10 protein-coding genes are annotated in these 13,667 nt (G+C 62.5%); 4 read left to right on the forward strand and 6 right to left on the reverse strand.

Annotation, left to right across the window (positions count from 1 at the left end; genetic code table 11):
- Positions 1-32: 32 nt before the first annotated feature.
- Positions 33-3,551, forward strand: coding sequence for a GAF domain-containing protein (locus KIT08_04010; GenBank protein UYN90409.1), 3,519 nt, complete (start codon positions 33-35; stop codon positions 3,549-3,551).
- Between the two features lie 3 nt (positions 3,552-3,554).
- Here KIT08_04010 and queA read toward each other — a convergent pair whose 3' ends face one another.
- Positions 3,555-4,580 (reverse strand): tRNA preQ1(34) S-adenosylmethionine ribosyltransferase-isomerase QueA, encoded by a 1,026-nt coding sequence (queA, locus tag KIT08_04015; GenBank protein UYN90410.1) that lies wholly within the window; start codon positions 4,578-4,580, stop codon positions 3,555-3,557.
- A gap of 95 nt (positions 4,581-4,675) precedes the next feature.
- Complete coding sequence (gene ruvB / locus KIT08_04020) at positions 4,676-5,701, reverse strand: Holliday junction branch migration DNA helicase RuvB (protein UYN90411.1); 1,026 nt, start codon at positions 5,699-5,701, stop codon at positions 4,676-4,678.
- Positions 5,702-5,796: 95 nt separating this feature from the next.
- Between ruvB and upp the strand changes: the two genes are divergently transcribed.
- The gene (gene upp, locus KIT08_04025) at positions 5,797-6,423 is read left to right on the forward strand and encodes a uracil phosphoribosyltransferase (protein UYN90782.1); all 627 of its coding nucleotides are present in this window, start codon (positions 5,797-5,799) and stop codon (positions 6,421-6,423) included.
- A gap of 93 nt (positions 6,424-6,516) precedes the next feature.
- Positions 6,517-7,932 carry a diguanylate cyclase gene (locus KIT08_04030; protein ID UYN90412.1) on the forward strand — a complete coding sequence of 472 codons (1,416 nt, stop codon included), beginning with the start codon at positions 6,517-6,519 and terminating at the stop codon, positions 7,930-7,932.
- A gap of 15 nt (positions 7,933-7,947) precedes the next feature.
- Here the strand turns inward: KIT08_04030 and tpiA are convergent, their stop codons facing one another.
- Genes tpiA through KIT08_04045 form a run of 3 tightly spaced genes read right to left on the reverse strand, consistent with a single transcriptional unit; the run spans position 7,948 to position 11,229 of the window.
- On the reverse strand, positions 7,948-8,706 hold the full coding sequence (tpiA, locus tag KIT08_04035; GenBank protein UYN90413.1) for a triose-phosphate isomerase: 759 nt from the start codon (positions 8,704-8,706) through the stop codon (positions 7,948-7,950).
- Complete coding sequence (locus tag KIT08_04040; protein ID UYN90414.1) at positions 8,706-9,881, reverse strand: phosphoglycerate kinase; 1,176 nt, start codon at positions 9,879-9,881, stop codon at positions 8,706-8,708. Before KIT08_04040 ends, tpiA begins: the two co-directional genes overlap by 1 nt.
- A complete protein-coding gene (locus KIT08_04045; GenBank protein UYN90415.1) occupies positions 9,874-11,229 on the reverse strand; it encodes a YvcK family protein in 1,356 nt (451 codons plus the stop codon). Before KIT08_04045 ends, KIT08_04040 begins: the two co-directional genes overlap by 8 nt.
- Before the next feature lie 46 nt (positions 11,230-11,275).
- Here KIT08_04045 and recJ point away from each other — a divergent pair, with 46 nt between their 5' ends.
- Entirely contained in the window at positions 11,276-12,967 is a 1,692-nt protein-coding gene (gene recJ / locus KIT08_04050; GenBank protein UYN90416.1) for a single-stranded-DNA-specific exonuclease RecJ, read from the forward strand.
- 3 nt (positions 12,968-12,970) lie between these two features.
- Here the strand turns inward: recJ and KIT08_04055 are convergent, their stop codons facing one another.
- Positions 12,971-13,654 (reverse strand): glycosyltransferase family 2 protein, encoded by a 684-nt coding sequence (locus tag KIT08_04055; protein UYN90417.1) that lies wholly within the window; start codon positions 13,652-13,654, stop codon positions 12,971-12,973.
- Positions 13,655-13,667 lie beyond the last annotated feature (13 nt).

Here is a 13,667-nt window from a genome sequence, read left to right on the forward strand (position 1 = left end):
CATGACGCATGCCCGCAAGATGAGCAGCGCTTATGGGTATTGAGACAATGCTGCTGGCTTCCTTCAAAGACTCACCCTCGCGTCAAAACGCTCCGGACGCGGATTCTTTGCGCAACCTGAGCAAGGTCAAAGCGCTGGTTGAGCACAGCGCCGACGCGGTCCTCATCCTGCATCCGGAGAGCGGCAAGATCCTGGTAGCCAACCAGAGCGCCCTGCTGCTGTTCGAGGCCGACGAGGGAGCGCTGTACGGGCTCACCTTCAACCAATTGAGCGCAACCAAGAACGCGCCCAAAACCTCGCCGTTGGACCGCTATGCGGATTATGTGCAGCGCGTACGGGCCGGCGAATCCCCAGAGTTTGAATGGCAGGGGCGCACTCCCAGCGGCAAGCAGATCTCCGGCAAGGCGCAGATGTCAACTTTGCCTGTAAAGGATGCGGAGTTCATCCGTATTCATATTTCGCACCCCGAAGTCGAAGCCGCCAGCTGGGTTGAGGACAGCCAGCATGTTGATGAGCTGGCAGCCCTGGCACTGACTGGCGCCAGCATTGCCTCCAGCCTGGATATTGACAAAGTGATGGAAGTGGTCGGCAAGCAGCTGGCCACCCTGCTCGAGGCCAACACCTTCATAGCCTACGACTGGCTGGCCAACAGCAAAGACCTGCGCATGCGCCATAGTTACACTATGGCACGCAGCCAGCCGAAACCGGTTGCGCCCCATTTGGATGTCAGCAACGTGCTGGAGTTGGGCCGCCCGGTGCAAAAACAGATCGACGCCAGCACCACTACGGCCGCTGAAAAGAAGGCCATGAAGTCTGCCGGGGCGACGACCGTGCTTATATTGCCACTCATTGCGCAGAGCAAGACCATCGGCCTGGCCGAATTGCAAGACAAGCGCGAGGGCCACACCTTCAGCAGCCGCGAGATCTATTTGGCGCAGACCCTGTGCCACCAGGCCGCCGTCGCCATTGAAAATGCCCGTCTGTTCCAGGCCACTCGCCGCCAGCTGCAGGAGTTGACCATTTTGCAGCAAGTGGCCAACGCCACCACCGAGGCCAACAGCGTGGACGAGCTGATCGAGAGCGCCACCCAGTTGATCCGCCACAGCATTTACTCGGATAACTTCGGCATCATTCTATTGGGTGAAGACGGGCAACTGCACATTCATCCCTCCTACGAATCGGCCCCCGAGGTTGCCAGTAAGCCCATCCCGCTGGGCCAGGGCGTCACCGGCCGCGTAGCCCAGTCCGGCAAACCCATGCGCATCGCCGACACGCGCCAGGAAGCCAATTACCTGGACTACGACCAGCAAACCCTTTCCGAGCTGTGCGTGCCGATGAAGATCGGCGAGCGTGTAATTGGCATCATCAACACGGAAAGCCGCGAGCTCAACCACTTCACCGAAGACGACGAGCGCCTGCTGCTCACGCTGGCCGGCCAGCTGGCCACCGGCATCGAGCGCCTGCGCAACGCAGCCGCCGAAGGCCGCCGCACGCATCAACTGGCAGTTCTCAATGAGCTCACCAGCCGCATGAGCGGCGTGCTGGAGCGCGACAAACTGTTCCAGATCATTGTCGAGTGCCTGCACCGCCGCATGGGCTACTACTCCACCGACATCTCCCGCGTGGATGATGACACCCAGTCCTACATCGTGGAGGCTGTGGCCGGCGGCTTTGAACTCGTGGCCGAGCGCCAGGGCTACACCCAGCCTTTCGGGCTGGGCCTGCTGGGGTTGGCTGCCCGCACAGGCGAAATAGTTCACACCAACAATGCCAGCGCCCATCCGAACTTCTTCATGGTGGAAGGCTTTGCCAGGATCCAATCAGAGATTGTCATCCCGATCAAGATCTACAACAAGGTGTATGCCTTGCTGAACATTGAAAGCCAGCAAGCCAACGCGTTTGACGATTACGAGATCGCCGCCCTATCCACGCTGGGGGATCAGATCTCCATGTTCCTGGAGAGCGTGCATCTGTTCGAGTCGACCAAGCGCCAGCTTCAGGAGCTCACCGTGCTGCACGCCATCACCCAGGCGGCGGTTAATGCCCGCACCCAGGATGAGCTGATCGAGCGCGCCACCGAGATCATCGGCGCCAGCTTGTATACAGACAAATTTGGCTTCCTCACCATGCACCCGGATGGCGATAAGCTGATCGTACATCCATCCTATAGAGGTATCACTCCGCAGGATCTGTCTCGAATGGTGACGCTGTCCGAAGGCGTGACCGGCCGCGTGGCGGCCACCGGCAAAGCCTGGCGTGTGCCGGATGTGCGCAAGGAGCCCAGCTACATGCGCATCAACCCCAACATGCGCTCTGAGCTGTGCGTGCCCATCCTCGGCAACGGCAACCGCGTGCTGGGCGTGATCAACGCCGAGAGCATACGCGTGAACGCGTTCACCGACTCGGACCTGCGCCTGCTCAGCACGATCGCCGGCCAGATCGGCACGGCCATTGAGAAGCTGCACTTGTTGCAATCCGAGCGCTTCCAGCGCAGCCAGGCCGAGACCCTGCGCGAGGTGGCCGCCATCCTGGGCTCCGCCGCAGACCGGGCCAGCGTGCTGGATCTGATCCTCGAGCAGCTCAAGCGCGTCGTGCCGTTCGACAGCGCGTCAGTTCAGCTGGTGCGCGGTGAAAACCTGATCGTGCACGCGGTGGCGGGCAACTTGGAGTCGGCCGTGGTCGGCCTCGAACTGCCGATCAAAGAAGACAAATTCGCCCACCCGTTGCTGTTCGAACAGCGCACCGTGCTATATGAAGACATCAGTGACCACCCCGACTGGCTGCAGCTGGAAGGCGCCAGCAATGTGAAATCATGGATCGGTGCACCGCTGATCGCCCGCGGCGCCTGCATTGGTGTGCTGACCGTGGACGGATACACCGCAAAGCAGTTCTCGCAGGCCGATGCCGACCTGGTGGCCACTTTCGCCATCCACGCCGGCATTGCGTTGGAGAATGTACGCCTGTTTGAAGAAGCGCAGGACGCCTATCTGCAAACCGTCAGCGCCCTGGCCAGCGCCATTGACGTGCGTGACACCTATACCAGCGGCCACAGCCAGCGCCTGGTGGATATGGCCGTGGAAACCGGCCGCCTGCTGGGCTGCACTCCACAGGAGCTGGTTGACATCAAATGGGGCGCCCTGCTGCATGACATTGGAAAGATCGGCGTGCCGGATGAGATCCTGCGAAAGCCCAGCTCACTGGAACAAGCTGAACTAGAAGTGATGCGCCAGCACCCTGAGATCGGCGCCCGCATTGTGGAGCCGGTGCGCAACCTGGCCACCGTGGCCCCCATCATCCGTGCCCACCAGGAACGCTATGACGGCTCGGGCTACCCTGACGGGCTCAAGGGTGATCAGATCCCCAAGATCGCCCGCATCATCAGCGTGGCCGACGCCTATGTGGCCATGACTGACGAGCGTGTGTACCGCAAAGCGCGTTCGAAGGAAGAAGCCATCGCCGAGCTTAAGCGCTGCAGCGGTACGCAATTCGACCCGCTGGTGGTTGAGGCGTTCCTGCAGGTGCTTGACACCTGCAACGGCGACGAAACCTAGCCGCTACACGATCAGCATTGCATCGCCAAACGAATAGAAGCGATACTTAAGCGCGATGGCCTCCTGGTAGGTTTCCAGGATCAGCTCGCGGCCCGCAAACGCGCTCACCAGCATCAGCAGGCTGGAGCGCGGCAGGTGGAAGTTGGTCACCATGGCGTCCACCGCCTTGAACTCAAAACCCGGCAAGATGAACAGATCCGTGCGGCCCTCGTAGGCGGCCACCTGGCCGTCGCCAGCCCCATTTCCACGGGCAGCGCTCTCCAGCGTGCGTACGCTGGTGGTGCCCACCGCCACCACGCGGCCGCCGGCCTGCTTGGCGGCGTTCACCGCGCCGGCGGTCTCGGCGGGCAGGCGGCACCACTCCGTGTGGATGTGGTGCTCGGCCGGGTCTTCCTCATGCACAGGGGCGAAGGTGTCAAGACCCACATGCAGCAGCACCTCGGCGAAGCCCACGCCCTGTGCCCGCAGGCGCGCCAGCAGCTCCGGCGTGAAGTGCAGGCCGGCCGTGGGCGCCGCCACGGAGCCAACCTGCTGCGAATACACGGTCTGGTAGCGCTCGCGGTCTTGCAGCGCAGTGTGGATATAGGGCGGCAGCGGCATCTGCCCAATGGTGTTGAGCGCCTCGTCCAGCGGCTTGTTGAACACCACCACCCGTTCGGAGCGCTCCAGTTCCTCCACTACCTCGGCCTGCAAGCCATTGCCCAGGTCAATCACCCGCCCGGGCCGCAGGCCCTTGCCACCCGCCAGCGCCTTCCAACGCTGCGGCTCCAGCTGCTCAATGAGCAGCAACTCCACCTCGCCGCCGCCGGGCAGCTTGCGCCCATGCAGGCGGGCGGGCAGCACGCGGCTGTGGTTGGCCACCAGCAGGTCATGCGGACGCAGAAACGCGCCGATCTCGGCAAAGTGGGCATGGATGCTCTTGCCCGTGGCGCGCTCGAGCACCAGCAGGCGCGAGCTATCCCGCGGCTCCAGCGGCGTCTGGGCAATGCGCTCTTCAGGCAGTTCGTAGTCAAAATCAGCGGTATTCAAAATACGATTCTCCACAGATAAACACAGATAGAAGCAGAGATGAACTCAGATATATCTGCGTTTATCGCCTTTCAGCATCCGTGTTCATCTGTGGGCTAAAACAGCGTAGGTGTATTCAACTGCGCTGGCACCGGCAAGCCCAGGTGCTTGCAGGCCGCCAAGGTGGCATGGCGGCCCTGGGCACGCCGCTCCAGGAAGCCGAGCTGCATCAGATACGGCTCGACCACGTCCATGATCGTGTCGGGCTCTTCGCTCACCGCGGCTGAGATGGTGTTGAGCCCCACCGGGCCGCCGCTGAACTTCTCAATAATCACGCGCAGCACGCGCCGGTCCAACTCGTCCAGGCCAAGCTCGTCAACCTCCAGCAGCTGCAGGGCCTGCTGGGCCACGGCGCGGGTCATCTGCCCGCTGGCGCGCACTTCGGCATAGTCACGCACGCGGCGCAGCAGACGCAGCGCCACGCGCGGCGTGCCGCGGCTGCGTGTGGCGATCTCGCGCATGCCCTCCGGGTCGGGCTGCAGACCCAGCTCGCCGGCCGCCCGCGCCAGGATGGCCCGGATCGCCTCGGGCTCGTAGTAGTCCAGGCGGAAAGTAGCGCCAAAGCGGGCGCGCAGCGGCGCAGTCAGCAATGCCAGTCGGGTGGTGGCGCCGATGACGGTGAAGCGCGGCAGCTTGAGCCGGATGGCGCGGGCCGACGGGCCTTTGCCGATGACGATATCGAGCGAATAGTCTTCCATGGCCGGGTAGAGCACTTCTTCCACGGCTTTGCCCAGGCGGTGGATCTCGTCGACAAACAACACATCGCCTTCGTTGAGGTTGCTCAGGATGGCGGCCAGGTCGCCCTGGCGTTCGATGGCCGGGCCGGCGGTGACCTTGATGTTGACGCCCATCTCATTGGCCAGAATATGCGCCAGGGTGGTCTTGCCCAAACCCGGCGGGCCGTAGAACAGCACATGGTCCAGCGCTTCGCCGCGCTGGCGGGCCGCGTCGATCAGGATGGCAAGGTTTTCTTTGACATTCTTCTGGCCGATGAGTTCATCAAGCTTGCGGGGGCGCAGGGCAGGTTCGCTGCGGTCGGTGGTCTGTGGCGCCGGGTCAACCAGGCGCGGCGTGTCGCTCATTGCGAAGGATTATACAGGTTCAAAAAATCGCGGCGCACAGGCGGCGCGTATATAATCAGCGCAATTTGCAACCCAATAGCCACGGAGGAACGCGCATGGCCCAGGAATATGTATCCACACACCCCATGGTCTTACACAAGCTCACTATCCTCAGAGACAAATCCACCGAACCCCGTAAATTCAGAGAATTAGTAAAAGAGATCAGCTCGCTGCTCACCTACGAGGCGACTCGCGACCTGCCCACCATCGACAAACAGGTTGAGACGCCGATGGGCAAGGCCATGGGCGGTGAGATGAAAGACACCATCGGCCTGGTGCCGATCCTGCGCGCCGGCCTGGGAATGGTGGACGGCGTATGGGAGCTGATTCCCGACGCGCAGGTCTGGCACATCGGCCTCTTCCGCGACGAGAAGACCTTGCAACCGGTTCAGTATTACAACAAGCTGCCCACCGCCCCCACCGTGGGCGTATGCTTGGTGCTCGACCCCATGCTGGCGACCGGCGGCTCGGCTGCCGCCACAGTAAGCATTCTCAAAGAATGGGGCGTGAAGAACATCCGCTACATTGGCTTGCTGGGCGCGCCGGAAGGCATACAGCATCTGAGCGAACAGCATCCAGATGTGCCCATCTTCCTGGGCGCCAAGGATGAGCGCCTGAACGAGATCGGGTATATCGTTCCCGGCCTCGGCGATGCCGGTGATCGCCAGTTCGGTACTGGATAAAGCTGCAAGCGACTAGCTTGCAGTTTTGTTAGCTGCTGCTTTTTGACGTTTTTGAAGGGTGTACACTCTCAGATGGGAGAAGTGTTTAAGGTTATGCCGGTAAAGAAAACTGCAAAGAAAGGTACGGCAAAGACCGCCGTGGCAAAGACCGCCGTGGCCAAGCGTAAGGCGGTCAAGCGCACCGTATCCACGCCTGCATTGGCCAAGTTGCACAAAGAGAACGCCCTACTCAAGAAAAAACTTGAGAAGGTGTCACTTGAGCGCAATTTTCTTGAACGCGCCATGGCTGATCTTAATTTCCACAACAACGCCCACGACGGCGTAGTGTATACCGACGCCAGCAACCAGATTACGTATGCCAACCCCTACTTCCTCACCATGATGGGCGAGGAAGCTAACAGCCAGTTGCTCAACAAGCCTTTCCCCGAATACATGTGGAACAACGAGACCGAGGTTTCCCGGCTGTTTAATGACATCAAGACCAACGGCTTCGTGCGCGAGCGTGAGCTGAGCCTGTACAACAAGCACGGTGTGCCAGTCTTCGCCATGTGCTCGGCCGTGGCCAGCAAAGATGACGAGGGCAATGTGATCGGCACCGAGATCATGTTCTGCAACATCACCGGCAAGCGCCAAGTCCAGGCCGAATTGATGGAGCAGACCGCCTTATTCGATGCGCTGCTGCAAAGCACGCCCGACCCTATTCTGTTGTTCTCCTCTCAACTAAGCCTGACCCGCGCCAGCCAGGCAGCCATGGATTTCTTTAACTTGACGGAGCGCGCTCCACTCACGCTGGAGCAGTTGCTCCAACGCAAGGAACTGGAAGCGAACGAGATCTCCCGCACCTTGGACATGTTCGCCAACTCGAGAGCTTTTGATTTTGAGATTGCTCTGGGTGATCAGCATTTTGACTGGCACGCCGCCCCGCTCCAATCAGACCAGAGCGGTTGGGTGTGCGTGCTGCACAACATCACCGTACGCAAGCTTACCCAGGAAGTCTTGCAACACCACGCCACCCACGATGCCCTGACGCAGATCCCCAACCGCTCTTTCTTTCTGGACCATTTGCGGCGCGCCAACTTGCTGGCCGAGAACAACAGTTACGGCTACGCAGTGCTGTTCATTGATCTGGACGATCTCAAGGTCTTCAACGACACCTTCGGCCACATGGCCGGCGACGAACTGCTGTATAACTTCGCCCGCCGAGTGGAAACCAGCATCCGCCCCGGCGATGTGGTTGCCCGCCTGGGCGGCGACGAATTCGCCGTCTTCCTTGATGGCGTGCACCAGGCCGAGGATGCCAGCCACGTCGCCACCCGCGTGCAGGAGGCGATCGTGCAGCCGTTCCAGCTCAGCAACCCGGCGCAGGAGGTCAACATCACCGCCAGCATCGGCATTGCCCTCAATGAGGGCAATGCCGATGCTGACGCCCTGCTGCGCGCCGCCGACCAGGCGATGTATGAAGTAAAACAAACAGGCGGAAACAATTTCCGCCTGTTTGGTCAGTCCTAAGGAGCAAGGCTGCGGCTACGCCGCAGCCTGGGTGATGGCGGTAAAGTCCGCCGCTTTCAAACTGGCCCCGCCCACCAGGGCCCCGTCGATCTCCGGCTGAGAGAAATATTCCTTGGCATTGGCTGCATTCACTGAGCCGCCGTAGAGCACACGCACGCCGTCTGCCAGGTCTTGCCCCAGCAGGCCGGCCAGCGTGGGGCGCACCACGTTGCGCAGCAGGGTGTTGATCGGCTCCGGGCTGGCGGCTTTGCCGGTGCCGATCGCCCACACCGGCTCATACGCCACCACCAGCGCCTCGGCCGAATTGACCTGTACGCCTTCCAGCGCAGCGCGCAGTTGGCTGCTCAGCACTTCGGCAGCGCGGCCGGCTTCGTTCTGCTCCAGCGTCTCGCCGATGCACAGCACCGGCTTCAACCCAGCCGCCAGCGCCGCAACCACCTTGCGGTGCACGTTCAGGTCACTGTCGCCGAACATAGCGCGCCGCTCTGAATGGCCCACAATCACATATTGGCAAAACTCGGCCACCATGCCCGCCGAAAGCTCTCCGGTGTAGGCGCCGTCTTTTTCCCAGTATAGGTTCTGCGCGCCCAGGCCAATGCCTTTACCTTCCAGCATGGCCGCCACCGGCATGATCGCCATGGCGGGCGGGCACAGCAGCTTCTCCACGCCTTGCACCGCCTGCAGGCCGGGCAGCATTTCATCCACCAGGCGCACTGCCTCCCCCACGGTCTTGTTCATCTTCCAGTTGCCAGCGATCAGCGGAACACGCGCCATTATTTATCCTCCAAAGCTGCCAGACCCGGCAGCAGTTTGCCTTCCAGCATCTCCAGCGAGGCGCCGCCGCCCGTGGAGATATGCGTGATCTTGTCGGCCAGGCCGGATTGCTGCAGGGCAGCGACCGAATCGCCGCCGCCCACAATGCTGACCGCACTAGAGTCGGCCACGGCCTGGGCCACGCCCACCGTGCCGGCCGCGAACGGCGCCAGCTCGAACACGCCCATCGGGCCGTTCCACACCACCGTGCCTGCTGCGCCCACCGCCGCGCCGAAGACGGCCACGCTCTGCGGGCCAATATCCAGCACGCGCCAGCCAGCCGGCACATCGCCCACCGGCACGGTCTTATGCTGCGCTTCTGCGCTGAACGCATCTGCGATCACAAAGTCCACCGGCAGCTGCAGCTTGCCGCTGCCGTCCGCCAGCAGGCTCTTGGCGGTATCGACCGCATCGGGCTCCACCAGCGAGTCGCCCATGGCGATACCTTGAGCTGCGAAGAAGGTGTTGGCCATACCGCCGCCGATCAGCACCTGGTCAGCCTTGCCAAGCAGGTTGCGGATGACCTCTATTTTGTCGCTCACTTTGGCCCCGCCCAAAATGGCTACAAAAGGCCGCTTGGGCTCGGCCAACGCCTGGCCGAGGTATTGGATCTCTTTCTCCATCAGCAGGCCGGCCACCGCGGGCAGGTGACGCGCCACGCCTTCGGTGGAGGCGTGAGCGCGGTGGGCCGAGCCGAAGGCGTCATTGACGTAAACATCCGCCAGCTTGGCCAGCGCCTTGGCCATGGCGGGGTCGTTCTTGGTCTCGCCCGGGTAAAAGCGCGTATTCTCCAACACCAGGATCTCGCCTGGTTTCAACGTTTGGGCGGCGGCTTCGGCCTTCGGGCCTACCGTTTCTTCCACAAAGTGCACCGGCGCCTGGGTTAGCGTGCGCAGGTGCGCCGCCACCGGGGCCAGCGAATAGTTGGGGTCAGGCGCGTCCTTAGGCCGCCCGAGGTGCGAGCACAGGATCACGGTCGCGCCGCGCTCGAGCAGGTTCTGTATCGTGGGCAAGGCGGCGGTCATGCGGGTGTCGTCTTGCACCACGCTGCCGTCCAGCGGCACGTTGAAGTCCACCCGCACCAGCACGCGCTTGCCTTGCGGATCAATGTCTGCGATTGTTTTCTTGTTAAACATCGTTACTCTCGTCTTCCAGGGTCAGGGGGCCAGTGCGTTCCTGCAGCAGGTCCACCAGCAGTTGGGCCAGTTTATCGGCCATGTGCTGGCCGGGTTTATTGGGATCAGCCACCTGCGCCACGTACAGCGGGTAGTTCTTGCGCAAATCATCATCAATCGTCACCCACTGGCCACCATCCGGCAGCGGTTTTTCCGGCGGCTGGTTGCCGATGACAACATCAAACAATTGCGGGCCAACATGGCTCTCCAGAGCGCGCACATGGTCGCCGCAGCTGTAGCCATCCGTCTCGCCTGGCTGGGTGGAAAGATTGCAGATGAAGATCTTCAGCGCCGGGCTGTTGCGCAGCGCCGCCGCCAGGTCTGGCACCAGCAGGTTGGGCAGGATACTCGTGTACAGGCTGCCCGGCCCCACCACGATCATGTCAGCGTTCAGCAAGGCATGCACTGCAGACGGATACGCCGGCGGTGCGTTCGGCTCAAGCCAGACGCGGCGCACAGCCGCCCCCGGCTGCTCCGGGATCTTGCTCTCGCCGTGCACGCGCACTTCGCCAGACAGCGGCATGCTCAGATCAGCCACCAGGCGCACATCGTGCAGCGTGGCCGGCAGCACCTGGCCGTGCACTGAAAGCACCCGGCCCGATTCGGCAACCGCCTTCTCAAAGCTTCCGGTGATCTCACTCAGCGCGCTGATGAACAGGTTGCCAAACGAGTGGCCTTCCAGTCCACCCTGCCCGCTGGGGAAGCGGTACTGGAACAATTGTGTGATCAGCGTTTCATCGTTGGAGAGGGCTGCCAGGCAATTGCGAATGTCGCCGGGCGGCAGCACGCCCATGTTGTCGCGCAGACGGCCGGAGGAGCCGCCGTCGTCCGCCACGGTGACGATGGCGGTGATGTTATAGGTGTGCGCCTTCAGGCCGCGCAGCAGGGTCGAGAGGCCGTGCCCGCCGCCGATGACCACAATGCGGTGGCCGCGGCCACGCTTGCGGTGGTCCACCAGAGTATCCACCACCGGGCGGCCCGGGCGCATGTACGGCGCCAGCAGGGCTCGGTTCATGTTGAGCACGCCATACACCAGCACACCCACGCCCAGCCCTCCAAAAACCAGCACGCGCAGTGGGCGCTCAAGGAAGCGCAGCGACAGGGTGGAAAGATAACTGGCCCACCAGGTGTCCGGCGCGGTGCGATAAAAATCCAGCACCAGGATCGCCCCGCCCACACCGATGAGAAAGGTGCCCAGCAGGATCACCAGCAGCCAGCGCTTGATGCCCAGGCCGGGCGTCAACCAGCGCAGCACGCGTCGCACAGCGACCCAGGCAACCCGCAGCCATTTTTGCAATTGAGCCAACATGCCAGAGGATGATAACGCACAAAAAACAGCGTATCATTGCGCCGCGATGCCCCCACTGGAAAAAATTTGGAAAGTTGCTGACCTCATCACGCCCGAGGCTGACGCCGCATTGTCTGCCTACCCTGGCTTGCTGCGCCAGATCCTGTTCAACCGCGGCCACGCCGAGGCGGACGCCGCCACACGCTACCTCGGCGCCCTGCCGCCTGACGGTAACAACCCCTTGCGCATCAAGGATATGGGCCTGGCGGTGGACCGCATCGAGCACGCCATCCGCAACCAGGAGCTAGTAGCGGTCTACGGCGACTATGACGCCGACGGCGTCACCGCCACCGCCCTGCTGGTGCAAGCCATCCAGGCACTGGGCGGCCGGGCGCGTGATTACATTCCCGACCGCTTCGAGGAAGGCTACGGCCTCAACATCCAGGCCCTGCATACATTGAAAGAAGCCGGTGTCAGCCTGGTCATTAGTGTCGACTGTGGCGTGCGCTCACTGGCCGAGGCCGCCGAGGCCCGCAAGCTGGGGCTCGACCTGATCATCACTGACCACCACACCCCCGGCCCTGAGCTGCCGGATGCGTTTGCCATCATCAACACTAAACAAGACGGCGACGAGTACCCGGAGAAGCAGCTGGCCGGCGTGGGCACCGCCTACAAGCTGGCCGCCGCCCTGCAAGCCCGCCTGCAACCTAACGCCGACCCGCACATGGGACTCGACCTGGTGGCGCTAGGCACGGTGGCCGACATGGTGCCGCTGGCTGGCGAGAACCGCTGGCTGGTGCGCGAAGGCCTGGCCCAGATCCGCCGCCCCGCCCGCCAGGGGCTGATGTCGCTCATGGGCGCGGCGGGCGTCAAGCCCGCCGGGGTCAGCTCCGGCGATATTGGCTACATGCTCGGCCCGCGGCTCAACGCCGCCGGCCGCATGGAGAACGCCAAAGCCGCCTACGACCTGCTGACCACCAACGACATCTTCAAGGCTGGCCAGCTGGCCCAATATCTGGATGTGCGCAATAAGGAGCGCCAGGCGCTGACCCGCGAGATGAGCGCCTCAGCCGAGGTGCTGGCCACCCAGGCCAACCCGGATGCGCTCCTGCTGGTAGCCATCCATCCTGATTACAGCTCAGGCGTGGTCGGCCTGGCCGCCTCACGTCTTGTTGAGCGCTTCTACCGCCCGGCCATCGTCGGCCAGCAGGGTGACGCGTTCACGCGCGCCTCCTGCCGCAGCATTCCCCACTTCCACATCACCCACGCGCTGGAGCAGTGCGCCGATCTGTTCCAGAACTTCGGCGGCCACGCCGCCGCGGCTGGTTTCACCATCCGCAACGAGCGCGTGCCAGAGTTGCTCGAGCGCATGAACGCCATCGCCGTCGACCAGCTCGGCGCGCTGGACCTGCGCCAGGTCATCAAGGTGGACGCGGAGCTACCGCTACACCTGCTCAAGCCAGACATCCTCAACCAGCTCGCTCTGCTGGAGCCGACCGGCTTCGGCAACCCGCAGGTCAATTTGGTGAGCCGCGGCCTCACCGTGCGCTCCGCCCGCACCGTCGGCGCCGATGCACGTCACCTCAAGCTCACCGTCACCGACGGGCGCATTGTCTACGATGCGATCGGGTTTGGGATGGGTGAATGGGCCGGCAACCTGCCCGCCGCCATCGACCTGCTGTATCGTTTCGAAACCAATGAGTTCAACGGGCGCACGCAGCTGCAGCTCAACGTACGCGATCTGAAGCCTGCTAGCTAGTCCCTAATCAAAAAAGCGATACCAGAACAGCGCCCACACCGCCTCGAACGCATCCTTCAGCCCGATCTTCTTGCCCTCTGAATAATCCCGCGGGTTGAAGCTGATCGGCACTTCAAAGATGCGCACGCGACGCTTCAGCAGTTTGGCCGTGATCTCCGGCTCAAAATTAAAACTGTTCGAGCGGATGGTGATGCCTTGTAGCGCCTCACGCTTGAAGAGCTTGTAACCTGTCTCCATATCCGTGAGGATGTTGTTATACAGAATATTGGTCAGCAGCGTCAGTAGCTTATTCGCCACCATGTGCCAGAACATCGTTGGCCGGCGCGGGCCGCCCAGAAAACGCGAGCCATACACCACATCCGCCCCGGAATTCTGGATCGGGTCCAGCAGTTTCTCAAAATCACGCGGGTCGTACTCCAGGTCGGCATCCTGGATCAGGATCAGATCCCCCATGGCCGCCCCAATGCCCGTGCGCACCGCCGCCCCTTTGCCCTGGTTGCGCTCGTGGTGCAGCACCTGCACCCCCGGCTGCGCGGCGAACTTCTCCAGCAGCTGCGGCGTGCCATCTGTGGAGCCATCGTTCACCAGCACCAGCTCGTCCGCCAGGCCCGAGGAACGCACGCGCTTGATAATTTCTTCCAACGTATTGGCTTCATTAAAGATGGGGATGACGACGCTGAGCCTCATAATGCCGCCGATT

Source organism: Anaerolineales bacterium (assembly GCA_025808555.1).
In the GTDB taxonomy this organism is placed as follows: domain Bacteria; phylum Chloroflexota; class Anaerolineae; order Anaerolineales; family UBA11579; genus JAMCZK01.